24 protein-coding genes, 1 tRNA gene and 1 pseudogene are annotated in these 22,268 nt (G+C 55.9%); 11 read left to right on the plus strand and 15 right to left on the minus strand.

Features of this window, described 5'->3' with window-relative positions:
* Nucleotides 1-285: 285 nt before the first annotated feature.
* The 8 genes from MKFW12EY_RS04010 to MKFW12EY_RS04045 all read right to left on the minus strand — a co-directional run bounded on the left by MKFW12EY_RS04010 (nucleotide 286) and on the right by MKFW12EY_RS04045 (nucleotide 8,353).
* On the minus strand, nucleotides 286-2,943 hold the full coding sequence (locus MKFW12EY_RS04010) for a DUF3570 domain-containing protein (RefSeq protein ID WP_245006429.1): 2,658 nt from the start codon (nucleotides 2,941-2,943) through the stop codon (nucleotides 286-288).
* The gene (locus tag MKFW12EY_RS22970; protein ID WP_231890731.1) at nucleotides 2,930-3,025 is read right to left on the minus strand and encodes a DUF4266 domain-containing protein; all 96 of its coding nucleotides are present in this window, start codon (nucleotides 3,023-3,025) and stop codon (nucleotides 2,930-2,932) included. The genes MKFW12EY_RS04010 and MKFW12EY_RS22970 overlap by 14 nt, the downstream gene beginning before the upstream one ends.
* 525 nt (nucleotides 3,026-3,550) lie before the next feature.
* The gene (locus MKFW12EY_RS04020) at nucleotides 3,551-4,066 is read right to left on the minus strand and encodes a hypothetical protein (RefSeq protein WP_221054048.1); all 516 of its coding nucleotides are present in this window, start codon (nucleotides 4,064-4,066) and stop codon (nucleotides 3,551-3,553) included.
* A 27-nt stretch (nucleotides 4,067-4,093) separates the two neighbouring features.
* A complete protein-coding gene (locus MKFW12EY_RS04025; protein WP_054762551.1) occupies nucleotides 4,094-4,858 on the minus strand; it encodes a HEAT repeat domain-containing protein in 765 nt (254 codons plus the stop codon).
* Between the two features lie 37 nt (nucleotides 4,859-4,895).
* Nucleotides 4,896-5,609, minus strand: a complete 714-nt coding sequence (locus tag MKFW12EY_RS22975; RefSeq protein WP_245006430.1) for a VPLPA-CTERM sorting domain-containing protein — start codon at nucleotides 5,607-5,609, stop codon at nucleotides 4,896-4,898.
* Between the two features lie 104 nt (nucleotides 5,610-5,713).
* On the minus strand, nucleotides 5,714-6,283 hold the full coding sequence (locus tag MKFW12EY_RS04035) for a DVUA0089 family protein (RefSeq protein ID WP_221054049.1): 570 nt from the start codon (nucleotides 6,281-6,283) through the stop codon (nucleotides 5,714-5,716).
* Nucleotides 6,284-6,387: 104 nt separating this feature from the next.
* The gene (locus tag MKFW12EY_RS04040; protein ID WP_221054050.1) at nucleotides 6,388-7,251 is read right to left on the minus strand and encodes a hypothetical protein; all 864 of its coding nucleotides are present in this window, start codon (nucleotides 7,249-7,251) and stop codon (nucleotides 6,388-6,390) included.
* Between the two features lie 607 nt (nucleotides 7,252-7,858).
* Entirely contained in the window at nucleotides 7,859-8,353 is a 495-nt protein-coding gene (locus tag MKFW12EY_RS04045) for a TlpA family protein disulfide reductase (RefSeq protein WP_054762559.1), read from the minus strand.
* Nucleotides 8,354-8,891: 538 nt separating this feature from the next.
* Here MKFW12EY_RS04045 and MKFW12EY_RS04050 point away from each other — a divergent pair.
* From MKFW12EY_RS04050 to MKFW12EY_RS04060, 3 genes are all read left to right on the plus strand, one after another.
* Nucleotides 8,892-9,167: a hypothetical protein gene (locus tag MKFW12EY_RS04050; RefSeq protein ID WP_054762568.1), complete on the plus strand. Its 276-nt coding sequence runs from the start codon at nucleotides 8,892-8,894 to the stop codon at nucleotides 9,165-9,167.
* A gap of 128 nt (nucleotides 9,168-9,295) precedes the next feature.
* Nucleotides 9,296-10,669, plus strand: a complete 1,374-nt coding sequence (locus MKFW12EY_RS04055; protein ID WP_054762560.1) for an ATP-binding protein — start codon at nucleotides 9,296-9,298, stop codon at nucleotides 10,667-10,669.
* Nucleotides 10,647-11,195, plus strand: coding sequence for a response regulator transcription factor (locus MKFW12EY_RS04060; RefSeq protein ID WP_064020591.1), 549 nt, complete (start codon nucleotides 10,647-10,649; stop codon nucleotides 11,193-11,195). The genes MKFW12EY_RS04055 and MKFW12EY_RS04060 overlap by 23 nt, the downstream gene beginning before the upstream one ends.
* A 180-nt stretch (nucleotides 11,196-11,375) precedes the next feature.
* Here the strand turns inward: MKFW12EY_RS04060 and MKFW12EY_RS04065 are convergent, their stop codons facing one another.
* A complete protein-coding gene (locus MKFW12EY_RS04065) occupies nucleotides 11,376-11,657 on the minus strand; it encodes an ISAs1 family transposase (RefSeq protein ID WP_054762562.1) in 282 nt (93 codons plus the stop codon).
* Between the two features lie 67 nt (nucleotides 11,658-11,724).
* On the opposite strand from MKFW12EY_RS04065, the gene MKFW12EY_RS04070 reads away from it, so the two are divergent.
* Complete coding sequence (locus MKFW12EY_RS04070) at nucleotides 11,725-12,756, plus strand: IS5 family transposase (RefSeq protein ID WP_054763844.1); 1,032 nt, start codon at nucleotides 11,725-11,727, stop codon at nucleotides 12,754-12,756.
* A 213-nt stretch (nucleotides 12,757-12,969) separates the two neighbouring features.
* On the opposite strand, the pseudogene MKFW12EY_RS04075 reads toward MKFW12EY_RS04070, so the two are convergent.
* Nucleotides 12,970-13,095 (minus strand): annotated as a pseudogene (locus MKFW12EY_RS04075) (IS5/IS1182 family transposase); the annotation flags it as partial.
* 62 nt (nucleotides 13,096-13,157) lie between these two features.
* Between MKFW12EY_RS04075 and MKFW12EY_RS04080 the strand changes: the two are divergent.
* The 5 genes from MKFW12EY_RS04080 to MKFW12EY_RS22980 all read left to right on the plus strand — a co-directional run bounded on the left by MKFW12EY_RS04080 (nucleotide 13,158) and on the right by MKFW12EY_RS22980 (nucleotide 14,827).
* On the plus strand, nucleotides 13,158-13,472 hold the full coding sequence (locus MKFW12EY_RS04080; RefSeq protein WP_221054051.1) for a transposase: 315 nt from the start codon (nucleotides 13,158-13,160) through the stop codon (nucleotides 13,470-13,472).
* A 59-nt stretch (nucleotides 13,473-13,531) separates the two neighbouring features.
* Nucleotides 13,532-13,759, plus strand: a complete 228-nt coding sequence (locus MKFW12EY_RS23240; RefSeq protein ID WP_425334036.1) for an IS3 family transposase — start codon at nucleotides 13,532-13,534, stop codon at nucleotides 13,757-13,759.
* Nucleotides 13,747-14,133, plus strand: a complete 387-nt coding sequence (locus tag MKFW12EY_RS04090; protein ID WP_221054053.1) for a DDE-type integrase/transposase/recombinase — start codon at nucleotides 13,747-13,749, stop codon at nucleotides 14,131-14,133. The genes MKFW12EY_RS23240 and MKFW12EY_RS04090 overlap by 13 nt, the downstream gene beginning before the upstream one ends.
* A gap of 5 nt (nucleotides 14,134-14,138) precedes the next feature.
* Nucleotides 14,139-14,372, plus strand: coding sequence for an integrase core domain-containing protein (locus MKFW12EY_RS23245; RefSeq protein ID WP_425334037.1), 234 nt, complete (start codon nucleotides 14,139-14,141; stop codon nucleotides 14,370-14,372).
* A gap of 104 nt (nucleotides 14,373-14,476) precedes the next feature.
* Complete coding sequence (locus MKFW12EY_RS22980; protein WP_054763307.1) at nucleotides 14,477-14,827, plus strand: tyrosine-type recombinase/integrase; 351 nt, start codon at nucleotides 14,477-14,479, stop codon at nucleotides 14,825-14,827.
* 24 nt (nucleotides 14,828-14,851) lie between these two features.
* Here the strand turns inward: MKFW12EY_RS22980 and MKFW12EY_RS04100 are convergent.
* From MKFW12EY_RS04100 to MKFW12EY_RS04115, 4 genes are all read right to left on the minus strand, one after another.
* Nucleotides 14,852-14,927: transfer RNA gene (locus tag MKFW12EY_RS04100), tRNA-Lys, on the minus strand.
* 149 nt (nucleotides 14,928-15,076) lie between these two features.
* Nucleotides 15,077-16,207, minus strand: a complete 1,131-nt coding sequence (locus MKFW12EY_RS04105; protein ID WP_221054054.1) for a fatty acid desaturase family protein — start codon at nucleotides 16,205-16,207, stop codon at nucleotides 15,077-15,079.
* Between the two features lie 416 nt (nucleotides 16,208-16,623).
* Nucleotides 16,624-17,988, minus strand: coding sequence for an O-linked N-acetylglucosamine transferase, SPINDLY family protein (locus tag MKFW12EY_RS04110; RefSeq protein ID WP_245006431.1), 1,365 nt, complete (start codon nucleotides 17,986-17,988; stop codon nucleotides 16,624-16,626).
* Nucleotides 17,989-18,591: 603 nt separating this feature from the next.
* Nucleotides 18,592-19,902 carry a hemolysin family protein gene (locus MKFW12EY_RS04115; RefSeq protein ID WP_064020654.1) on the minus strand — a complete coding sequence of 437 codons (1,311 nt, stop codon included), beginning with the start codon at nucleotides 19,900-19,902 and terminating at the stop codon, nucleotides 18,592-18,594.
* A gap of 203 nt (nucleotides 19,903-20,105) precedes the next feature.
* On the opposite strand from MKFW12EY_RS04115, the gene MKFW12EY_RS04120 reads away from it, so the two are divergent.
* Together MKFW12EY_RS04120 and MKFW12EY_RS04125 are read left to right on the plus strand one after the other, a co-directional pair.
* On the plus strand, nucleotides 20,106-20,759 hold the full coding sequence (locus MKFW12EY_RS04120) for a T6SS effector amidase Tae4 family protein (RefSeq protein ID WP_082409947.1): 654 nt from the start codon (nucleotides 20,106-20,108) through the stop codon (nucleotides 20,757-20,759).
* The gene (locus tag MKFW12EY_RS04125) at nucleotides 20,756-21,031 is read left to right on the plus strand and encodes a hypothetical protein (RefSeq protein ID WP_054763311.1); all 276 of its coding nucleotides are present in this window, start codon (nucleotides 20,756-20,758) and stop codon (nucleotides 21,029-21,031) included. The genes MKFW12EY_RS04120 and MKFW12EY_RS04125 overlap by 4 nt, the downstream gene beginning before the upstream one ends.
* A gap of 20 nt (nucleotides 21,032-21,051) precedes the next feature.
* Here MKFW12EY_RS04125 and ubiH read toward each other — a convergent pair whose 3' ends face one another.
* Nucleotides 21,052-22,266, minus strand: a complete 1,215-nt coding sequence (ubiH, locus tag MKFW12EY_RS04130) for a 2-octaprenyl-6-methoxyphenyl hydroxylase (RefSeq protein ID WP_064020657.1) — start codon at nucleotides 22,264-22,266, stop codon at nucleotides 21,052-21,054.
* Nucleotides 22,267-22,268: the final 2 nt, after the last annotated feature.

Consider the following 22,268-nt stretch of genomic DNA (forward strand, 5'->3'; position numbering starts at 1 on the left):
TGCCGGAGCAGGGCCTTCGCGACACCTTCCAAAAAGCCGGCAGTGGCGGCATTGCTCAGCCGATCCCACCGCTTAGGCCATCTATGCGTTTTTCAGTAGGCGGCGCCCCGGCATATCCGCGGGGCAGCGGATGATTGCCGGGGCCCTGAAGCCATTTATGGCGAGGGTTTCTTAGGTCCTTGCGGCTTGGTTCCCGGCTTAGACGTGGTTTCAACTACTAATACGAACAACGTCATTTCTGGAAGGGAAACGCAACGCTATCGGTTACACCGCAGCCGAACCCTACTAAAACGCGTAAGTCCAGGTCGCCGCCAAAGCCGCGTCCCGCTCTAATTGGTAGCCGTTTTGCTTGGTCGCCACCGGTTCCAGCCATTCGAAACTCAGGCTATTTCCGGCCAAATCGCCGCTCAGTACGCGGGCGTTGACGCCAAAGCCGACATCCCAATATTGGCCGCCGTAGTTTTTCGGAAAATCGGACGGTGCCATGGTTTGGATCAAGCCATTGAATTGGCCTCTGACTGCACCCTGAGCGGTATAGACGCCGCGCACCGAGGTAGACAGCCAGTCCAGCCACTGGTAACTGCCCCAGGCGGTGGATTGGATGATATCGCCCAGTGCGTAACCGGACGCGTTTTTGTTGTCCAGACGCTTGGTACCGTTGACCTGTGCCCCCCAAGACCATTCGCCGTTTTGTCCGGTATAACTCAGCGCGGGTTTGAAATCCCAGGTGCCGCTGCCCAATTGCATGCCGTAGTCGTTAAAACCGCCGTCCACCTGGTGGTTGCGGCGCAGCCGGTTGGAAACGTCGCCGGTCGGCGCGGTGACACCCAAGGTCAGATTGACGTGGTGGTCGGGCGTGCCGAACAATTTGAACAAGGCGTACATGCCGGTATCGCCGACGCCGCCGGTGCTATGGCCGGCGCTGATGTGGTGGGTGATGTGGTCCAGTTTGTTAGGGGGCGGCGGTAATCCGGCATAAGCCGCGGGATCGGCTATTTGCCGCATATCCATGTCCATGTCGACGAATTGCGGCATCAACATCAAGTTCAACCAATCGGTCGGTGCGTACATCAGATCCAGCATGTGCATGTGCATGCTCATGCGCTCCGGCGCGATGAAGCATTTGTCGATATTGGCGCTGCCGCAGCCGAAATTGACGATGGCCGGGTCGTTGGCGACCGACGAGCCGCGTAACATGTCTCCGGCCTGGGCGCTGTACATGTACCGGTAACCGACCATCACGGCGTCGGCCTGATCCATCATGTGGGCGAACATGACGCCGGCCGGTATTTCGGCGCCATGGTGGTGGTGCGCGTGATGGTGGTGTTCGCCGCCGGCTTTACCGGCACCGACGGCCGAGAAATTGACTTTCAAGCCGGCATTGGCTACGAAATAGTTAAAGTTGGAATAGTTGCCTTCGCCGTTGCCGCCGATCTTGAGCGAGCCGGAATGGGTGTAGTATTCGAACCCGGTTTCCAGGGTAATGCCTTTGGCGAATTGTTTGCTGACCGAGATGCCGCCGCTCAGCGTGCCGTAGCCGGATAAGCGCTGGTCGCTGGAGTAATAGTCGGGCAGTTTTCGGTAGTCGTTGCTAGTCGTAAAATTTGAAGAAACTGCCTGGTTGACTAGCAGGTAGGGTTTATAGAAATCGGCCGCGTCCTGCGAGTAATAACGGACTCGGGGAGTTACGGTCCAGCCCGAACCCAACGGTTGCACCCAATCGGCTTCGAAGGTGTGGGAGTTGATGCCCCAGTCGTCGTGCGAGAAGCGGTAATCGAAATGCAGGGCGGCATCGAAGGTATGGAAGTATTGGACGTAACGGCCACCCAGGTTCCATTGGTTGCGCAGGGTGGGCCGCTTTTCCAGAAATGCCCTTAGATCGCCTTTCAGAACATCGGCTGGTCGGCCGTCGCTAAAATAATCCTTGCCGTCGCCGAATGGGTCTATTAAGTCAGGAACCTGATTCGGATCGACGAACAATGCTTCCATCACCTTATACGGGTTGGCCATGTAGCCGCTGCTATGGGTAAAACTCAAGTCGGCCTGAATCAGTGAGTCTTTGCTCAAAATTTGAGTCAGGCCCAGGCTGGCGGCGATGTCTTCCTTGGTGCCGGTCAGGCGGGTTCCGGTGGTCGTGCTGCGAATTTGTCCTGATTCCCTGTAAGCTCGAACATTGATGTAAGGTGTTGCATCATGGTCGAGCAAGGCGTTGGTGTCGCTGTTGGTATAGCTCAAGCCCAGATTCAGGCTGGTCAGTTTTTGGTTGAAATCGATACGCCCGCCCAGATTGACGAAGCGCGATTCGTAATCCCGCTCGGACGATACGCCGCCGCCCAGATTGGCTTCGGCTTCGTCCCATTCGTAGCCCAATCTGAAATCGCCTTGTCTGCGGGTTTCCGGCGAGGCCGTCGACAGGGTATGGACTAACTGCCGGTTTTGGCTAAACAAACCTATCCCTGTGTTCGGGTCGTCCCCGTGATATTGCATCGGGTTGAAATTCCGGTCGACATACATCGTGTTTGGCGGGGATATAAACGGCGAGGCACCGGTCGCCGTGCCGCTGGTATAACGGTTATTGCCGCCGAAAACCAACGGGGCAGTGGCAATGGGCGTGGCGCCGGACCAGGTGTCCTGAATATAGTTGAAGCCGAGTTTGATCCGGTCGGTCAGCATGGCGTTGGCGCGGCCGTGTATGCTGTCGACTTCGATCGGGTTACGGCTGTCGGGTCGGCTGCCGTACAAATTGCGCTTGCCTTCCTGATAATGGCTGTACTGAAAATCCGCGCTGTCGTCTTCGGCGGCAACCCCGGTATTCGGTACCTGCACGCCAAGCAGTATCTGCGCCGCTACCGTAAACGCCTGCAGGGTCGGTGTAGCGAACGCCGGCGATTTGGCCGGCGCATGGTTTGTTGGCTGATCGGTGTGCTCGTCAGTAACAGCCACAGCCGCCGCCTCCTTTCGCCGTGTTGCTGCCGGCGCCGGCTTCGCGGCTGCCGTAGATATGGCCGCGCATTTCATCGGACATCGGATTTGCCGAGATCGCCATTTGCGGTTTGGCGAGAATGCCGCGCTCCCAGGGTTGTATTGGCGCACAGCCGGACGCGCCGCTGCAAACTGCCAGGCCTATCAAGGCGATAAACCCGGCCCGATTCAATGCCGTTATACCTTTAGGACGGAGCCCTTCGACGGGGGCAGGGCAAACGGCATTCGACGGCCGGGCTAATAATTCAAAAGACTTTCTATGCATCGGAGAGACTTGTCGCCGGTATTTTAACGTGCGGAGGTTTTTTCGCAGGCAAGGGTTGGCGCGAGATTTTAGTCGACTTTCACCGGCTCTCATCAGAACCCAATTTTTTTAATAGATGGAAAAACTCTGCCGCATTATCGCCGTGGCTTCGAAGATAGGGCGGATGCCTTGGCTTTCGGAAAAAGCGAGAATTCGGGAATATCTCATTTGCGAATCAGGGTACGGCCCAGCCGGGCGCGGGTTCGTTAAACCGGACATTGGCCACCTGCCGCGCGACCAATGTCCGGATGCAATTAAGTTTGCTTACTGGTTTTGTAATTGCAGCGAGTCGGTGCCGGTGTGGTTGTTGCCTGCATCCTCGCAGTGGGCGGTCAGCACATAATTGTCTGTCGCTGCGGCGGTATGGTGTACCACAACCGTAAAGGTCACGTCCTGGGCGGGCACCGGCGCTTTTAATGTCTTAACCGCACTAGCCGAGTTATCTCCACCCACCAAATCGGTCGCTGTCACGGCCGTGCGCAGATTGTTCGTGACTTGGTTGGCGATGATCGCGTTGTTTATTGCCGTCGCACTGATTTGCCCGCCGGCCGAGCTGGCGTCGCGAACTTGAAAATATAGATGGTCGGTCGGATTCGATGACAATGTCGGGTCGTTGTAACAGCTGACTGTGTAAACGTCGGTAGCGCCGGCACCGGTTTGGCTTAGAACACCGTTGCTCAACGAACCGATGATTTCGTGGGCGGAAGCGGTGGTTGCCAGTCCGGCAGACGCTAGCAGCAAACCGGCGATCGGAAGGTGTTTGGATGATGAATTTCGCATAGTGTTACTTGTGTAATTTTTGTTTAGTTAATTGGATTGGTTCAGTGCGGCCAATTTGGCGGCGGCATATTCGCGGATAGTACGGTCGCTGTCCGTGAGGGCCTGCTGTAATAGCAAGGCGTTGTCGCCTACGCTTTCCGTCGCCAATAGGCGGACATCGGCATTGCTGTCGTGCATGGCTTGGGCGATTTGGTTAACCGCGTCCCCGTCCTGGGTTTGGCGCAATGCCAACACCGCTTGCGCCCGCACTCCCGGATCTTTGTCTTTCAACGCGTCTTTGATTGCTGCCTTGACTTGCATATCGTCGAACCGCCCGGCCATGGCCAAATTGGCGATGGCCTGCATCCGTTGTTGCGGATCTTTGGCTTGCTCCAGAAAGGTTGGCGTATTGTCGGTTACGGTTGGTGCCGGCTCTGTGGCCAAGGCCCGGCCGGTTTCGCTGTCGCTTTCGGCAGGCTGCGGCAGTATCCAGGCTTCCGTTAGTTGCCTGTTCCCGCTCGGAGCCGACGAATAGCGAAATGCCAGGTTCGCTTGCGGGCCGAGCAGGCACGGCAACAAACTCTCCAGTTTGCCGGCACAATCCGCGCTGGCCGATTCCTTCGGTAACGCGGAATAGTGCAGCCTGATTGCCGATTTTTCGGCAATCTGCGCTAGCACTTGCTCCAGGCCGGCTTTGCCTGGAGCCACTCTAAATTCGCCCGGCCCGGTGCGCTCGAGCATTACCTGCCGTTCCGCTACGGCCGGCAAAGGCAGCAGCAGTAAGCTGTAGGCGAGCAGGCGAATCGAGCGCATCCGGCGGCTAAGGCGGCGACGGGTTCAGGCGACCTGGTTAAGCGGACTTTCTGCGGCCGAACAGGCCAAATCCACCCAGAACCGAGCCGAACAACCAGACGGCGGCTGGCACCGGCACTGCGGCTGGCGGTGCGGATACTTGGCTGACGTCGCCGGTAATGGTCAAAGTGTAGTTATTCAATTGCACGCCCTCAGTAGGTGCGCCCCAGGCATCGTAGGTTCCCCATAATGCGGCTTGAAATGGAGAACCCACGGCAATGGTTTGACCTAAGCTGCCGACCAAATTCTGTTCATTCGATAGAGACGTTGGGCCGTTGTTGGTGTCGGATTGCAAAATCAAATAGGTTGAGCCGGCGGTCAAGTTTAAGGTTAGACCCGGGTCGGAGATGCCTCCAAAAGGATCGGCTGCGGCCCACTGATGAACGTTAACGCCATAAATGTTCTTTGAGTTGGAAGCGTCTCTGGGGGCTTCATCGTTGGCGCCAACCAAAACCCAGTTGCTGCCCGACAGTTGCCAGACGCTGAGCAGGCCGTTCATTGCCAGCGAAAGCGGCTCGCCTCCGACGTCGACGTTCGTATCGATGGAGCTCAGAAAAATGTTGGAGCTGCCGGAAGTATTGGCTTGGATGTAATAAGCTTCGATCTTATTCGGGGTGGCGGTATCGTGTACGCTGTTAATGGTTAACGAAGCTTGCGCGGCACCGGTCGACAGTGCGAGGGCTAGGGATGAGGCCAGAATTGTCTTGTTCATCGGGTTACCTATTTCCATTTGGGATTAAAAAACTATTAATGCCAAACGAGGCGTTCACGAGTTTGGTGAATGCGCCGCTTGGCGTTAACGGGGCAAGCTGCTGATTATCGGCTTTTGCGCTTGGAGATACCCAATACGCCCATCAAACCGGACATCAGCATCCAGGCCGTTGCCGGTAGCGGAACTGCTGCGGGCGGATTGGCGCTTTCCAAGGCCGACACGACCGAGCTGTCGATGTTCAGCGAATAAAGGAACGTACTGGAAAAGCTGCCGCCGCCGGAGAACCCGCTAGACAAGGTGTTGCCCAGAGTATTGTTGCCGAATCCGGTGATGGTTGCCAAATAGTTTCCGATCCCCAGGTTCAGAACCAGTTGCGAGTCCTTGCTGTTGGTGGTCTCGAAGAAATTAGCGGTGGTGCGGTCGTCGTTGAAAGCCAGTTTGGTCCAGTCGGCGGCGGTCGGATTGGCCGCGGTTGTGGTCCACAGCGTCAACAATGGGTTGAACGGGGCATTGGAGGCGGTGTAAATATTGACTTCGCCGGCCGCATCGACCTGAAAGCTGAAATAGTCGACTTGGTTGGCGTCGTATTGGGTGGCGTCGACCCAGGCGAGGTCGGCTTGAGCGGTGGTCGAAAGTAAGGTTAATACAGCCAACAAGGCATGGATTTTTTTCATTTAGATTCTCCGAAAAAAGGGGCTGAGTGGAATCCGGAAAGGCGCAGCGCCGGATTGGCCGGGCAAATTCGACCGCGCTGCGCCTGGTATCGGCTTAACTAACCTTATTGGAAGGTGTTGCCGCTAGCCGGAGTACCCCAGCCTGGGAATGCCAGTTGGTCGATATCGTCCGCCGATGGTTTGACCGTGATTTCGATGGTCGGATCGCTACCGCCGGCCGCCGCGCAGTTGGCTGGGTAAGGGTTGATGGCGGTATCGCGGTTGATGGTCAAGTTGGTGGTGCCGGCACCGTTTTCAATCGCGCTGGCCGGGAATTGCGTGGTGTCCAGGTCTGCGATGGTCTTGTCGATCCACAGGTTGACGCCGTTATTGCCGCTACCGATCGCCGGCAAACTGCCCGGTTTTTGGTTGATGTTGCAAATGTCGGCCACGGCGAATTGCACGGTCAGTTTGCTGACGCAGGAATTGGCATTACCTGCGGCAAATCTGAAATGCGGCGCCGCAAAGCGGAATGGTACTTCGCCGTGCAGATTCACAGCCAAGCTGCCTTTGGTGGAAACCCAACCGATGACGCTGTTGCTCGCGTTGCGTTGTTCGATTTGATTGGAAAACACGTCTTTGCTTTGGATCAACTGCCCCAGGTTTTGCAGTGAGTTCAAAGGGGTGGTGCCGGCCAAGTTGGTTGAGAAGTAAGGACTTAAGCCGCCGCCGCTAACATCGGTCGTGGTGCCGGAAACGGTTTCTTTTTTCAGAATGGTCGGGTTAATGGTCGGGATGACTACGCTTTGGGCCACAATCGGAGTCGGCGGGGTGGTGCCGTTGCAAGCATGGTTCAAACCGACGCGAGGAAAGCCGGTCGCGCCGCTGGTAATCGCGCCAACGATAGAGGCGTGAGCAAATGCCGCATCGCCTGCAGCCATCATCGCCATGCCGCCAAAACCCATTGCAATGAATTTCAATTTCTTCATGTGGTTCTCCTTAAAAGATAGTTTCTCTGCTGTTATTAGTGTTGTTCCCCATTTTTGCCCCGCGTTGCGTGTCCAGGCGAAACTAAGTAACGTGAACAGGTACGCATAATTGATGCCATAAATGGGTGCTTGCTCGCATTGTATTTATCTGATTGATTTGTAAAGGCCTGGCCGGGTTTTGCCGGACGCGGAGCGGAGGAGGATTTGTTCCGGAGAAATTAAACTATGCTATATAACTTGGTTATAGGTGAAATGACACAGTTAAACGCTTGGTTTATCCGTATAAGATTGGCATAGGCCGGCATTGCGCCGTACTCGAAGCATGTTCTGGCGGGCCGGCGCAGCTGCGGCGGGCGGAATTCGCAAAAAAGGCCGGGCTGCGCTTGCTGTTGCGGTGCGATCTTTGTGCGTATGCGGGCTTTGGGCTTCAGCCCATCCGTAGCGGAATGTGCAGGAGGGCTGCAGTCTGGCGAGCGCCGCTTAGCTGTCGCCGGTGGACGTGGGCACTGTCTGTCCTGGAAGGCGTTGCATTTTGCCGAGTCTTTGGCGGTGCCGCCGGCTTTACCGGTCCAATACAACCGACGCTCGGCTAATGGCGGGCTCGAGATTATTCGGCGAGCAATTTGGCGACTTGATCGCGGATCTCGGACTGGTCGGTTTCGCGGAATCCCAGGTGGATTTTGCGGACTTTTCCGGTTTTATCGACGAAGAACGACGAGGGCATGGCTTGTACTCCAAACGCGCTGGGGCATTTGCCTTGCGGGTCGAACAGTATCGGATAGTCGACTGAGCGGGTTTGCAGAAAACGGCGGGCTTCGTCGCTATTTTCATCGACATTGATGGCAATGATTTCAAATCCGTCCGCTTGCAGCTCGTTACGCAATTGGTTCAGAAACGGCATTGACTTTTGGCAGGGGCCGCACCAGGTCGCCCAGAAATCGACCAGCAAGACTTTGCCCTTGTAGCGGCTAAAATCCAGAGTAGTTTCAGATTCGGCTAATTGGGCGGGGCATTGCGGTACGGGTTCGCCCAGTTCGGCCGCTTGGCTGGTGATTGTCGCCGCGAATGAGAGTCCTAGAAAAAAAATATGCTTTAGCGTCATGGCAGGTAAGGCTGTTGATTGAGGAAGGAAAACACTCGCCGGATAGGCAAGCCTCCGAGCGTATTGGCTGCTGAAGCCGGCATCGCTAACCGGTTTATGGTAGCAGCACCTTAATAGCAAGCAAAGCTTCGGCCAGCTAAGCCGGCATCCGCAGGAGTTTGCCGCGGATGTGTTGGGACTCGGAGTCGGCATCGGGTACCGTACATTTCAAGGGGGGATAAGGCCCGGTTTTCCAAGTTGCTTTTAGGGTTGTTCCGATGTTTCAGGCGGATGCGATAAATTAAACTGTGTTATACCCCGCGCTTATTGCGGTATTTGCCGGTTCTTGGGGCGGGTTTGGAAATATTCCCGGACCGGAAATATGCCGGAACGGATGCTTTTGTCTCTTCCTGCGGTTGTTTTATGTTCTAATCACCCTGTGTTGCTGGGGTTTTTGCATCCCGCAGGCGTTATCGAAAGAAATGGCCTTTATTTTGCAATACTTTGCTGCTATTTTGAGGCGCCTTGATTCCGGGCCGACTGCCAGTTGGAGATATTTATGCAAAAAACACCAAATACCCCGTTGTGGGTATTTCTTGCGCTATCCAGTATAGAGACGCGCCGGGGGGCGCTATGGCTGGTGTGGAGCAGCCTGTTGTTCACACTGTATTGCGTGCCGTGGGGGCATTATTTTCAGGGTAGCGCCTGGGTTGCCACGATGTTTCTGATAGAAGATTGGGAATGGTTTGCCATGATGGTGCCCATGACGCTTTGGTATTGGATGAGTATGCGCTGGGTTGACAAAAACGGCGGTTGGAACACGGTGAGCGTTTAAATTCAACCCGGTTTCCAGGTTGTGGTGCGGATGGTTTTTGAGCCTATTTTCAAAGCTTCTTTACCAAATTTAAATTAGCTGTTTAGATGGCCTTTTTATCCGGCCCATTCAAGTCTGGCAGGTTTTCCATGCTTTCCCACATCCTACCCAAAGCCGAAATCTCGATCCGGGAAAACCTCAGGTGGTTGTACATCCTGAGAAATCTGATGCTGTTCGCGGTGACCTTTGCCGTGTTCATTGCCGTCAACGGGCTGGGCATCGAGCTGCCGCAAAACCAGTTGTGGTTAGCGATTTTTGCGATCTCGATACTCAATTTATACACCTGGCTGCGGCTGCGCACGCCGGAAGAAGTCACCGAGCACGAGATTTTTTCGCAGATCTGCATGGACGTGCTGGCGTTGGCTTATCTGCTGTACCTGACCGGAGGCGCTTCGAATCCGATCATTTGGGTGTTTCTATTGCCGTTGATCGTAACGGCGATCATGTTGCCCCAGGCTTACGCGTGGAACATGGTGATCATAACTTCGTGTGTCTACACCGTGTTGATCGCCTATAACGTGCCGCTTCCGGCCATCGAGCCGCATTTGGCGCATCCGGCCATGGCCGAGTTGACGCCGGAAATGAGTCTGCAGATGCATCTGATGAACGATAGGCGCTATTTCAATCTGCACGTGTTCGGCATGTGGTTCGGTTTTGTGTTCAGCGCCGGCTTGGTCGCGTTCTTTGTCGTGGAATTGTCGAAAACGTTAAAAGAGCGCGAGCGCAATCTGGCCGATGCCCGCGAGAGTGCCTTGCGGGATGAGCGCGTGGTTTCGCTGGGTACGTTGGCGGCCAGCGCGGCTCACGATATGGGCACGCCGCTGGGTACGATCGCGATCCTCACGCACGAAATGGTCGAGGATTTCCCCGAGCACCGGTACCCTGAGCTCTACCACAAGCTGATGATCGTGCAGCAGCAAATCGACCGCTGCAAGCAGGCGTTGTCGGTGATGTCGGCGTCGGCCGGCGAGATGCGGGCCGAATCGGGCAAGGTCATGCTGGTCAGCGAGTATATCGACGAAGTTTTGCACCAATGGCGGGCGCACAAATCGGCTACCCGGCTGAAATTATTCGTATCCCCGAACGTGGACATGGCGGCGAAAATCATCGCCGAGCGCACGGTGACCCATTCCATTATCAACATACTGAACAACGCGGCCGAGGCTTCTCCGGACGACGCCGGTATCGAGTTTCATGCCGAGTGGAGCGATGACAATTTGTTTTTGCGGATACGGGATTTCGGTCCGGGTCTGCCAGCCGAGTTTATCGATTTCGCCGGGCATCAGCCGGTGAAAAGCAACAAGCAGGGCATGGGGGTGGGTTTGTTTTTGACCTATACCACGATAAAACGCTTGGGCGGTACAATACAGTTCAGTAATCTCGACAGCGGCGGAGCTTGCGTGGAGATCAGTTTGCCGTTGTTAGCTAAGGAGAGTATCCATGACCAATTTGCCTACGGATAAGCCGAATTTATTGTTGGTTGACGATGACGTAACCTATTGTTCGGTGTTGAAGCCGGCGTTGGAAAAGCGCAATTTTCAGGTAACGGTAGCCAACGATGTGGCGACGGCGATGAAATTGGCCGAGCAGACCGAGCCGGAGTACGCGGTAATCGATTTGCGGATCGGTTTCGATTCCGGGCTGGAGATGGTCAAGAAGCTGATTTCGCTCGACGACAATACCCAAATCGTCATGTTGACCGGTTTCGCCAGCATTGCGACCGCGGTGGAGGCGATCAAGTTAGGTGCAATCCATTATCTGACCAAGCCGGCGAATGCCGACGAAATTGTCAGCGCGCTATACAAAAACGAGGGCGACGCCTCGGTGGCTATCAGCGATAGCCCGTTATCGGTAAAGCGTCTGGAATGGGAACATTTGCAAAAAGTACTGATGCAACACGACGGCAACATTTCCGCCGCCGCGCGCGCCCTGAATATGCATCGAAGGACTTTGCAACGGAAGCTGGAGAAAAAACCGGTCAAGGAATGACGGGTAATCAGAGGGGGAGCTTGAAAAACGGGTTTCAGTTCGACCAAGGAAGAGGGTGTCCTGAATTTTGTGTAAACGGGTCGGTTAAAGGCTTGGCATCCGTTCTTTAAATTGAATGCTAAACCGATTCAAAGCGGCTTTTCAGTCTCGTAATGGCATGGTCCATTAGGGCAATCGCACTTAAATACCTCGGATCAAGCGTAGTAAATAGTCATTATCCCAACCGGCACGCTTGCGTTTGACTTTAATCCCAACCTTTCGGGAGGTTTCGTTCTTGAATAGATTCAAGGCGATATGCCGAATCACCGCGAGGTTGGCTGCACTATGGTTCTGACGAGTGCGGTTGCGGTCTTCGTCGAAAGCCACATCCAGCACCCAATGCAGATTAGACCAGTGAACACGGACGGCGATTGCCAGGCGCCGGTGATCGTCGGCTTTCAGGTTGGAAAGGATTTGTTGCATATGGGAACCTCTAAAAATTGCGCCCGGCGAGTAAAATGAGTCGGAGCTAAAGACCTGGAGAGCAGAGATGACGGTGGCACAAGACGACCTTTTCGGTTCCCTGTTTGAACATCGAGATCGTCGGATCGATCGTTTGGGCAATCCGTTGTTGGAATTGGACGCGCAAGTGGATTGGGAGGCGTTCCGTCCGTTGCTGGATCAAGTGCGTCACAAAGTCCGTAAATCGTCTGCCGGGCGAAAGCCTTGGGATGGGGTGTTGATGTTCAAAGCGTTGGTCATCGCCAGCCTCTACAATCTGAGCGACGAGCAACTGGAGTTCCAAATCGAAGACCGGCGCAGCTTCCAGCGATTTATTGGTTTGTCGGATGCCAAGCACGCGCCGGATCGCAACAGTTTCTGGCTGTTTCGTGAGTCACTCAAAGCACTGAAACTCACCGAGACGTTATTCAACGAATTCAACCGACAATTGGACCGTGCCGGCTTGATCGCCCGCAAGGGTCAACTGATTGACGCCAGCTTCGTCAAGGCGCCGGTGCAGCGTAATACCCCGGACGAGAACGCCCGGATTAAAGCCGGCGAAACCGTCGAGGACTGGTCAGTCGCCAAACGCAGTCAGAAGGATACCGATGCGCGCTGGACCAAGAAAGGTGACAAGAGTTATTACGGGTACAAGAATCACGTCAACGTTGATAATGCCCACAAGCTGGTACGCAAATACACGGTCACCGATGCCAGCGTCCACGACTCTCAAACCCTGAACGGCTTGCTCGATAGCGGCAATACCAGCCGGGATTTGTGGGCCGACAGTGCCTATCGTTCCGAAGCGGTGGAAGAACAGTTAAAAGTCCAAGGCTACCGCAGCCGGATTCACCGCAAAGGGGTGCGCGGCAAACCGCTGACCGACCGGGAAAAACAAGGCAACAGCACCCGCTCCAAAACCCGTTGCCGGGTCGAGCACGTGTTTGCCTGGATGGCGCAATGGGGCGGTAAGGCGATCCGTTGCATTGGCCTAGCCCGCGCCGAAGTACGTATCGGCTTCATGAATCTGGTGTACAACATGCGACGTTTTTGCGCCATTCGCAGGGTAGCTGCGTCTTGATGCCGCCCATCGGAGCTGAAAAGGCTTCGAGTTGAAGGTAGTCCGCTTGGAAATGTCAGCTTTCGAGCGCGTTTTACGCCCCGAATCTGATTAATCGTGGATTTTTAGAGGCTCCCATAAATCGAGGCCAGGGTAAATTTCCCCACCCCGAATCGTCAGACGGATTTAGGGCATGACCACGGTGATCGGCGTTCCCAGTTGGGTAAACCGGTTCTATAGCGCAGTTCGAATCTGCAACTTGGCGACTTGGCTATCAAAGACCCTCGCCTTGACCCGTTCGCCCAGCAGCTTGAAGCAACGCATTTTGGTTTCCACCAGACTGCGGCGATGGTAACCGTGAAATGGTCTAATAATCCCGGACACCTCTAAAGGCAGAATTTATACTGCTAACAGAGGTGACCATGAGTAACGACAAAAAACACAATCGACCCAAATACAGCCTGGAATTCAGACAAGATGCCGCCAGACTGGTTCTTGAAAAAGGCTACAGCCAGCAGCAAGCGGCCGAACATCTGGGCATATCGCAAAGTGCCCTGGGACGCTGGGTACGAGCGGAACGCAAGCCTTCGGCCAACGAATCGGCGACAAAAAAGTCTTGCCAGAATCTGTCGGATCATGACGAATTGATCCGATTACGCAAGGAAAACGAACAACTGCGAATGGAGCGCGAAATCTTAAAAAAGGCCGCCGTCTTATTTGCGAAAGAAGCCGAGTAAAGTACGGATTTATTCAGGCGCAACAGAAGACGTACCCCGTAACCGTACTGTGTCGAGTGATGCAGGTGAGCACCAGTGCTTATTATGCGTGGTGTAACAGCCCACCAGACAAGGGCAAAGCACATCAAGATCAACAGCGTACCGATAGTGTGCGGCAGATTTTTACCGACAACAAGCAGTGCTTCGGTTCGCGTCGTTTGGCGGATCGATTGCAGAAACAGGGCTTTGCCGTCGGCCGCTATAAAACGCGGCGGATCATACCCAAAGGGCACAAATGCGGGAGTTGAAATTAAAGGTTCGCTACCCCAAACGATTTAAAGCGACCACGGGCAGCAATCACAGTGAGGCTATTTCGCCCAACCGATTGGATCGGCAATTTCAAGTCGCTGAGCTCAATCAAGTGTGGACGACCGATATTACCTATGTCTGGACGCTACAGGGCTGGCTGTATGTCGCGGTCGTGATCGATCTATTTTCCCGCCAAGTGGTGGGTTGGGCGATTGACGGCCATATGCGGACGTCGCTCTGTGTCAAGGCATTACAAATGGCCTTCTACCCACAGGGCACAATTGGCGCCGTAAACCACCGCCTGGACTGCTGCATCATTCCGACCGTGGCAGACAGTATGCCGGCCGGGAATATCGGCAACATCTGGCGGTGATGCGCATGGAGCAAAGCATGAGCCGGAAAGGCAATTGCTGGGATAATTCGCCGACGGAGAGATTTTTCCGTAGCTTGAAGCATGAACAGCTCAGCTACGAAAAATTCAAAACCCACGAGGCGGCAAAACTGAGCGTGATCGATTATTTGACTTTTTACAATGGCCGTCGATCGCACTCAACATTGGGTTATCAATCCCCGGTCGAATTCGAGCGGGAATTTACGAGAAACGCTGCCTAAATAGGTGTCCGGTTTTTGTTGACCATTACAGTGCTGGATTCATCCCGACCAGGCCAAAGCGAAAAAAGGCGATTGGTATTCCGTTAAACGCGGATGCCATCGCGGTGATCCGCCAGCAACTCGGCCAACATGACCGCTACGTGTTCACGTTCAAAGGTAAACCCGTGCTAAAAGCCGGCGGTAACGCTTGGAAGAAAGCATTGAATCGCGCCAGCATTAGCGAATTCAGGTGGCACGATTTGCGCCATACCTGGGCAAGCTGGCATGTGCAGGCAGGGACGCCCCTGAATGTGTTACAGGAATTAGGCGGCTGGAGTGATTATTCGATGGTGTTGCGTTACGCGCACTTGGCGCCGGAACATCTGGCCGAATATGCCAACCGAATCGCCGATTCAGCACATTTTGCGCACACAAAACAGGAGGGCATAAAAAAACCAGTTGCCCTTGGAAGCTAACTGGTTGTTTTATCTGGTCATTCGTGGTGGGTCGTGTGCGATTCGAACGCACGACCATCGCATTAAAAGTGCGGTGCTCTACCGGCTGAGCTAACGACCCCCTGAATGAATTTCCCATTATACCTACGTTTTATTATTTTGCAACAATAAAAACCAAAATTTTAGGAAAACCTATCTTTAGCTCCCTGTTTAGTAGATCGCTTCGGCGATTTGCGCAGAAGGATCACGGTTTCCATTGACGGGCGAAGTTCAAGCTTGTGCCAGGGATGGTTTCAACATCGAGGTCTTGCCGACCATGATGTCCACTGCCTTTAACAAGCGCTTAAATACCGAGTCTTGGCAATAGGGAATGCCGTGGCGTGCACACAAGGCTTTTACCTGAGGTTGCAGCTTTTGGTATTGGCTCAACGGCAAATCCGGCCACAGGTGGTGCTCGATCTGGTAATTCAGCCAGCCGTATAAAAAGTCGTTGGCGTTGGAACCGGTCGGGTAGTTGACCGAACCCAGGATCTGGCGCAGATAGAACTCGCCCTTGCTGTGCGCTTTTTCGTCGAAACCCATCACGTCGTCGCCGGCGTGGTTGGGGATCATCACTAGAAAGGTATGCATGTTGGTGAAAATTTCCGCCAGGATGGAATTCAGCAACACGTAGCTGGCGGCAACGCTGCCTAGCGGTAGAAACAGCGCCGGCAGCAGCGCAAAGCGGAACGCTGCATAGGGCAGTATGCTTTGCAGCCAAAGGCCGCGGCCTTGCGGGGTGAAAGGACTCCAGGCACCGAGACGGGTCATTTTCGGTGTCGGTTGATGCAGGTGGCGAGCCTGTTCCAGGCGTAATTCCTTATGCGTGCGCGGCGTGTAGTAACTCAGTTTCCAAACCCCGGAAAACAAGGCGACGATCACGTAGCGCAACCACATCGGTAAACCGGATTGGCGTAGCCATTCCATATTGTGCTGAGCGTTATTGGGGTCGGCGGTCTCGCCCAAGCGATAATGGTGCAGCACGTCGTGTTCGTGGTGCCAGCCGGCCGGCGTCATCCAGTCCGGCCAATCCAAAAATCGGCGCCAACCCTTGGCAAAGCCTTTGCTTTTATAGCGCGGTTCGGCCTGTTTGATTTTGTCGTAACCGCGGTGCTGGATCGGATGCGCCACCTGGGTCCAGCGGGCAAAACTGCCCTGGCTGATCAGAAGCGCCGATAGCGGGTTCGGCGCGATCCAGGCCGTGGCGTAGCCGAGCAGCGAACAAGCCTGGCCCCAGCGTTCCATCCGCTTCATGTGGCGGAAATCTTCTGCGCCCAGATCTGCCTGGGCTTGCCGGTAAAGTTGTTTAATATCTTGCGCAAGCTGTTCGCGGTTGACGTTGCGGTAACTGGATAAACTCAAAAGAACCTCTTAGGTACGGTGGCAGCGGAAAAGCCCGGTAATCAGAATCGCCGTCGATACTGTCCCTGCGCCGGTGCCAAAACGTAATCGGGTTCGAACGCCCTGAACGCGCTGGAAGCGTTAATGCGGAGTGGTGGATAACTTACGAAACAAAGCTGAGCCGAGCGCCTGGCCGGGTTTGGAAACATAACAACCGTGGTTCGTTATGTTTGGTTTTAATCGGATCGGCTTGACCCGATTCTCCGCCCTTGCCAAGTAGCCGGTAATTTTACTTCAAACGTCCGGAAAATATTCGAATTTGCTATACCCGAGGGCCAATCCGGTTCTAATTCGGCTGGAGAAATAAATCGGCAAAGGGATTGATGTCACTTCAAGGTGGCATGCGCCGGCTTGAAATGCCTCTTCGGTGTTTGCGCTCAACAGGTCTGGCCGATCGCCGCCGGTGATTCGCCGGCCAAGTGCCTATCCCACATGGTTTGATATAACCCTTCCAGATGTAGCGTGTATGCCGCGCTGTCGAACAAGGCTAGCGATAAGCGGTTTTGCTGTAGCCGATGCCTGATTTCGGCCAAGCGTTGCGGGTGGTTGCTGAGCTCCAGGGCCAACGCATAGTAGGCGGCAGTGTCTTCGGCAATCAATTCTTCGAGATCCACCGCTCGCAGCAAACTTCCCGCCACGCGCGAGGCGAAGGTGTCGCCGGTGCAGGTAATCAGCGGCACGCCTACCCACAACGCGTCGCTGGCCGTGGTATGTGCGTTGTAAGGTGCGGTATCCAATACCAGATCGGCCAGGCTCAAGCGCGCCAAATGCCTGGATTGCGGCACTTCGCCGGCAAAAACCAAGCGCTCCGGCGATATGCCGCGCTGATAGGCTTCGTTGCGCAGCCGGCCTTTGGCCTTGGCGTTATCCAGTAACCAAAGCACGCTACCGGGCGTGTTATGCAGCAAGCGGCACCAGAGATCGAATGTCTCAGGCATGATTTTGTAAGCTTGGTTAAAGCAGCAAAACACGAAGCCCTCGGCGGGTAAGCCCTGTTCGGCCCGGTTACTCGATCGACCGATCGCCACGTCGCTGCCGTGCGGTTGGTAGCTGCCGGGCATGCAGGCGAACGCTTCGCTGTAATCGCCGGCGCTGGCCGGCGGAGTCACATAATTATCCGTAATGATGTAATCGCAGAAGTCGCCGCCGACGGTGCCCGGATACCCCAAATAATTCACCTGAACCGGCGCCGGACGGTAGGTCAGAATCTCGGTTCGGGTGCCGCGGGTGTAACCTTTGAGGTCGATCAAAATATCGATCCGGTCCGCGTAAATCGTTTTGGCGCAATCGGCGATCGACAATTGGCTGAGATCGATAAAGCGGTCGAAACAGCGTTCCAGGCGCTGACGCATCGTTCCACCGTCGTCGGCGCCGTAGGAATAGGCGTAAAGTTCGAAACGGTCGCGATCGTGCGCTTCCAGCGTTTCGGCCAGCAGGTACGCGGTGGCGTGTTCCTGGAAGTCGGCGGATAAATAACCCAGGCGGATTTTGGTTTGCGGCGGCCGGGCGAAATCGAAGTCGAGCTCCAAGCGTTCCTCGGCGCTGGCCGCCAAACGGCCGGCCATCCAGGCATCTGCGCATTGGCGCTGCTCGGCGGCGCTGAATCCGGCCAGCGACAACAAATGGAACGGCGAAATTCGGCTGGTTTCGCCGCCGGCCAGACTGGCGCGGATTTTATCCCGCCATTCGTCCAGCCGCTCCCATTCGCAGATACTCCGGCTGCGGTCGTAATACTTCATCATCGGGATCCACTCCGTTGTTGGCCTGTTAAGCCGGGAAGGGCCCGACGTGCGGTCCGGGGCTGTCTGGCATCGTACTCCGATTCTTAGAAAACACCGAGCAATTCCGCGGCCGCGGCGCGTAAATCCGGCAAACCCAAGCGCAGTTATTAGCAGTTGCAGACTTTTGTCGCATCGGTTTTCGGCGCTTGCCGCCGCGGTAAGCCTTAGTAAGCGTTCGACCGGCTAGGCCGCGCGGTTGGCGAGGCCGGTTTCGGCGAAAATGCGGGCATGCAAATGGCGGCCTTGTACTGTCACGGTTGCGGGCCGCTCGGTTCCAATACGCCGCGCAGCTTTACGCCGCCAACGTTCGAAACCGGTCGTTACGTCCGTGGCGATTGTGCCGGTCCAGCGGCGTTTCAGGTGGAGTTTGGATACGCTATCCCGATAGGGGGGTATCCACAATCTAATCCCGGTAATAGCTCGGGCCGAGACAATCGATTCGACGTCGAGAAAACCATACTGTAGCGGCCTTTATTCTAACGTGTTGTCAACGGGTGCTGGGGCTGGCAAAGGCTGTTCACACCCATTGAGCCGGGGCCGGCAAGCTCTGCCGGCAGTAGGGGATTACGGTTTCGGATACACTTCCACCCACTCGATGCGCGGGCCTTGCATTTCCTTAACGACGATTTCGAAATCGTTGAAAGCGATGCGTTCGCCGACGTCGGGGATGTCGCGCAATTGCGCCAGAATCATGCCGCCGACTGAATCGACGTCGTCCAAGTCCAATTCTTCGTTTTCGATGTCGACGCCGAGAATGCGCTCCAACGAAAAGATCGGCAGGCTGCCTTTACCTAACAGGCTGCCGTCATCTTGCCGGGTCCAATCGCTTTCCGATTGGCGGAATTCGTCGCGGATTTCACCGACCATGGCTGATAACAGGTTATCCAGCGTAATAAAGCCCAGAGGTTTTTGGCCTCTCTGGCCAATCACGGCGAAATGCGGCGACCCTTGGGTAAAGCGGCGGAATAATTCCAGCGCCGGCATGTGGGCGGAGATGTGTTGAATCGGCCGCAAGTAGGCTTCCAGGTCGGTTAACGGATCGCCTTTCTGCTGGGCCAGAAACAAATCCTTCAGATGGATGATGCCCAGTGCGTCCATGCCGTTGCTGTCGAAGTACGGAAAGCGGCTGTAGCAACTGTTGGAGACCGTTTCCAACATGTCCTGCGGCGACTGGCCGCGCTGCAGCGCAGTAATTTCGTGAATCGGCCGCATCAGATCGGAGACTTCCAGTTTGCCGAAATCCAGAGTTTTCGCTAACACCTTACATTCTTCGCCAGTGAAATTCTCGGCCGAGCGGGTGGAGCGCAAGATCAGTTTCAGTTCGTCGGTAGAATAATGGCTGTCGTGGTGGTGGCCCTCGCATAGCCCGGACAGGCGTAATACCAGGGTGGCGCTGCCGTTCAGTAGCCAGATAGCCGGATACATCAACCAGTACAGCGCATACAGCGGCCCCGCGCTCCACAGGCCGATGCCTTCCGGGTTGCGAATCGCCAGCGATTTAGGCGCCTGCTCGCCGACCACGATATGCAAAAACGAGATGGTGCAGAAGGCGAAGGCGAACGAAATGTTGTGGATTAGTTCGGGCGAGGTGATTTGCAACTGGTCGAACAAAGGTATCAATAAGTCGGCGAAGGCTGGTTCGCCGATCCAGCCCAGGCCCAGAGAGGCCAAGGTGATGCCGAGCTGACAGGCCGATAAATAGGCGTCGAGTTGTTTGTGAACCTTGGCCAGAATCCGGCCGCGCCAACCTTCGTTTTGTTCGATGGCTTTGATTCGGGTCTGCCGCAACTTTACCAGACTGAATTCCACGGCCACGAAAAAGCCGTTCAACAATACCAGCAGCAAGGCGCAGGCGACCAGAATAACGTTACTCATATACAGCTAAAGGATTACCACGGATGCAGCATTATACCGGTAATTGTGGGGTTTGCTCGGCAGGCGTGGCAGTGGCCGCCAAATGCCGGCTGCGTTTAGCGGATGACGCGGCGGAGCAGACGTGCTGTAATCCGGGCGCAGGCCGGTGACCGATTCGCCGCCTAAGCCCAGGAAATACTTTTAGTCGTTTGGAGAAAGCCGCCATGCCGGGACAACGCCCAGGACCGATCTGTAACAGCAGAGGAAACGAAACCGTAGACCAAGGCACCAGTTGCCGGGCGGCATCGCCGCGGCCGGGACCGGTCGGCGCCTTTTCGGGAGCGGTCGGCATGGTACGCAAACCGGTCAGTTTTGCCCGGTTGTGGGCAGGCTATCCGGGCGAGGCGCCTTATCGCGACGGCGAAGGCAATGTGCCCGCCGGTTACGAAAACCAATGCGCGATCAAGGTCAGCGCGGCACTCTACGCGGCCGGTGCCAAGCTGGACGGGTTCGGCGGAGCCACGGTCAGCGTCGGCGGCAACCGGTTGGCGATTCGAGCGCAGGAAATGGCGGAATGGTTGAAAACCGCTTCGGTCAAGGTGTTGCAAAGTCGGGTCACCGATGTCACCGGTCAGGATTGGCAGGCCAAGTTGAAGGGTAAGACCGGTATCGTCTATTTTCAGAATTACTGGTTGCGGCCGGGCGAAAAAACGCCTTCCGGCGACCATATCGATCTGTGGAACGGTAGCCGGTTGACGGCGTCCGGGTTTCAAGGGGCGGTGGTGACAGTTCTGCGCTTCGGTTTGGGTGTGGCGTCCGGACCGGGTTTTTCCGATCTGAGCAAATCGCAAAAGATTCTGTTTTGGGAGGTGCCGTGAATTTGCGCTTTCTGTTGCGCTTGGCCGGCGCCGGTTTGGCGGTCGGTTTGGGCGTTGGTTTGTGGCGCTATTGGTCCGGAATCTGCAATGAGGCCTGCGCTGCGGAACGGGCGCTGGCGATGATTTTGTTGAGTTTCCTATTGCCGGCTGCGGCCTATTGGACGCTGCTGGTGTGGACATCCGCCTGCCCACGGCCGCGCGCGCGGATCGTCGCCGCGCTGTTGACCGGAGTATGCTCGGTGGTTTCTATCTGGTTGAGCGTCACCGGCTGATGCCGGTGGTTGGTGGGCGCTTACTCGCGGTCGCCGATTTTCGGCAGCCGGTTGGCTAAACCCATCGCGTGGCGCGCCAGCATTTGCTTGGCGAAAGGCAGGTGGTCCAGCAAGGTGAGCCCGGCGTTGCGAACCGCGGCCAGCGGCAGGTTGCCGTTGGAGAAGATTTTGACCAAGTTGTCGGTAAAACCGATGGTCCTGCCGTGGTCTTGCTCGCGCTGCCGGCTGTAGTTTTTCAGCATGCGGGCATCGCCGATATCGCCGTCATGCTGGCGTTGCTCGATCAGCATTTCCGCCAGTAACGCCACGTCGCGGATGCCCAGGTTAAAACCTTGCCCGGCCACCGGATGCAGTTGGTGCACGGCGTTGCCGATGATGACGGTACGGCCCGAAACCATGCTTTCGGCGCGGATCAGGCTGAGCGGAAACGCCCGGCGCGGCGCCGCCAGTTTCAGCTCGCCCAAGCGGTAACCGAAGCAATCCTGCAATTCGGCGAGAAATTCGCGGTCGTTGGCGTTGAGTAGGGTTTCGGCTTGTTCGTGGCTGCGGGTCCAGACCACGGCCGATTGCTTGCCAGCGACCGGCAACAAGGCCAGCGGGCCGAATTCGGTAAAGCGTTCGAAGGCGGTGTTGCGGTGCGGTAGTGCCGAATGCACCGTGGTGACCAGCGCGGTCTGGCCGTATTCGGTAACTTGCTGCGGAATTTCCAACAGTTTGCGTACCGTGGAATTGCCGCCGTCGGCGCCGACCAGCAATTGCGCGCTGACGTTCAACGAACTGCCGTCGTGCTGTTTCAGACTGGCATTGACGGCGTCGCGGCCCGACATCAATCCCGCGACTCGGGTTTGGTACAGGCAGACGGCGTCGGTTTTCTCGGCCAAGTCGGCCATATGCTGTTCGATGTCGCGGGCGACGATCACATAGCCCAGGGCGGCGACGCCCTCGGTTTCGGCCGATAGCCGGGTTTTGCCGAAATGGCCGCGGTCGGAAACGTGAATGTGTTTGATCGGAGTGGCTTTGTCGGCCACGCCGCGCCAGGCGCCCAGTGAGTTCAGCAATTCCACGGTGCCGGCCGCGAGCGCGAGCGCGCGGTCGCCGGCCGGGGAATTGCGCATTTGTTCGCGGCTGGCGGCTTCGACCAAGGCGATCTTCAATCCGCTGCGCTTCAGAGCCAAAGCCAGACAGTTGCCGGCCAGACCGGCGCCGACGATGATCAGGTCGAAGTCGTGTTGCATCG

Source organism: Methylomonas koyamae, from assembly GCF_019669905.1.
GTDB lineage: Bacteria > Pseudomonadota > Gammaproteobacteria > Methylococcales > Methylomonadaceae > Methylomonas > Methylomonas koyamae.

Coding starts and splice junctions, on each gene's coding strand:
- MKFW12EY_RS04115 (WP_064020654.1), bottom strand. CDS start 19,902: ATGAGTAACGTTATTCTGGTCGCCTGCGCCTTGCTGCTGGTATTGTTG.
- MKFW12EY_RS04060 (WP_064020591.1), top strand. CDS start 10,647: ATGACCAATTTGCCTACGGATAAGCCGAATTTATTGTTGGTTGACGAT.
- MKFW12EY_RS04110 (WP_245006431.1), bottom strand. CDS start 17,988: ATGATGAAGTATTACGACCGCAGCCGGAGTATCTGCGAATGGGAGCGG.
- MKFW12EY_RS23240 (WP_425334036.1), top strand. CDS start 13,532: ATGCAGGTGAGCACCAGTGCTTATTATGCGTGGTGTAACAGCCCACCA.
- MKFW12EY_RS04045 (WP_054762559.1), bottom strand. CDS start 8,353: ATGACGCTAAAGCATATTTTTTTTCTAGGACTCTCATTCGCGGCGACA.
- MKFW12EY_RS04080 (WP_221054051.1), top strand. CDS start 13,158: ATGAGTAACGACAAAAAACACAATCGACCCAAATACAGCCTGGAATTC.
- MKFW12EY_RS04065 (WP_054762562.1), bottom strand. CDS start 11,657: ATGCAACAAATCCTTTCCAACCTGAAAGCCGACGATCACCGGCGCCTG.
- MKFW12EY_RS04025 (WP_054762551.1), bottom strand. CDS start 4,858: ATGCGCTCGATTCGCCTGCTCGCCTACAGCTTACTGCTGCTGCCTTTG.
- MKFW12EY_RS23245 (WP_425334037.1), top strand. CDS start 14,139: ATGGAGCAAAGCATGAGCCGGAAAGGCAATTGCTGGGATAATTCGCCG.
- MKFW12EY_RS04035 (WP_221054049.1), bottom strand. CDS start 6,283: ATGAAAAAAATCCATGCCTTGTTGGCTGTATTAACCTTACTTTCGACC.
- MKFW12EY_RS22970 (WP_231890731.1), bottom strand. CDS start 3,025: ATGTCCGATGAAATGCGCGGCCATATCTACGGCAGCCGCGAAGCCGGC.
- ubiH (WP_064020657.1), bottom strand. CDS start 22,266: ATGCAACACGACTTCGACCTGATCATCGTCGGCGCCGGTCTGGCCGGC.
- MKFW12EY_RS04050 (WP_054762568.1), top strand. CDS start 8,892: ATGCAAAAAACACCAAATACCCCGTTGTGGGTATTTCTTGCGCTATCC.
- MKFW12EY_RS04070 (WP_054763844.1), top strand. CDS start 11,725: ATGACGGTGGCACAAGACGACCTTTTCGGTTCCCTGTTTGAACATCGA.
- MKFW12EY_RS04090 (WP_221054053.1), top strand. CDS start 13,747: ATGCGGGAGTTGAAATTAAAGGTTCGCTACCCCAAACGATTTAAAGCG.
- MKFW12EY_RS22975 (WP_245006430.1), bottom strand. CDS start 5,609: ATGAACAAGACAATTCTGGCCTCATCCCTAGCCCTCGCACTGTCGACC.
- MKFW12EY_RS04040 (WP_221054050.1), bottom strand. CDS start 7,251: ATGAAGAAATTGAAATTCATTGCAATGGGTTTTGGCGGCATGGCGATG.
- MKFW12EY_RS04055 (WP_054762560.1), top strand. CDS start 9,296: ATGCTTTCCCACATCCTACCCAAAGCCGAAATCTCGATCCGGGAAAAC.
- MKFW12EY_RS04020 (WP_221054048.1), bottom strand. CDS start 4,066: ATGCGAAATTCATCATCCAAACACCTTCCGATCGCCGGTTTGCTGCTA.
- MKFW12EY_RS04120 (WP_082409947.1), top strand. CDS start 20,106: ATGCCGGGACAACGCCCAGGACCGATCTGTAACAGCAGAGGAAACGAA.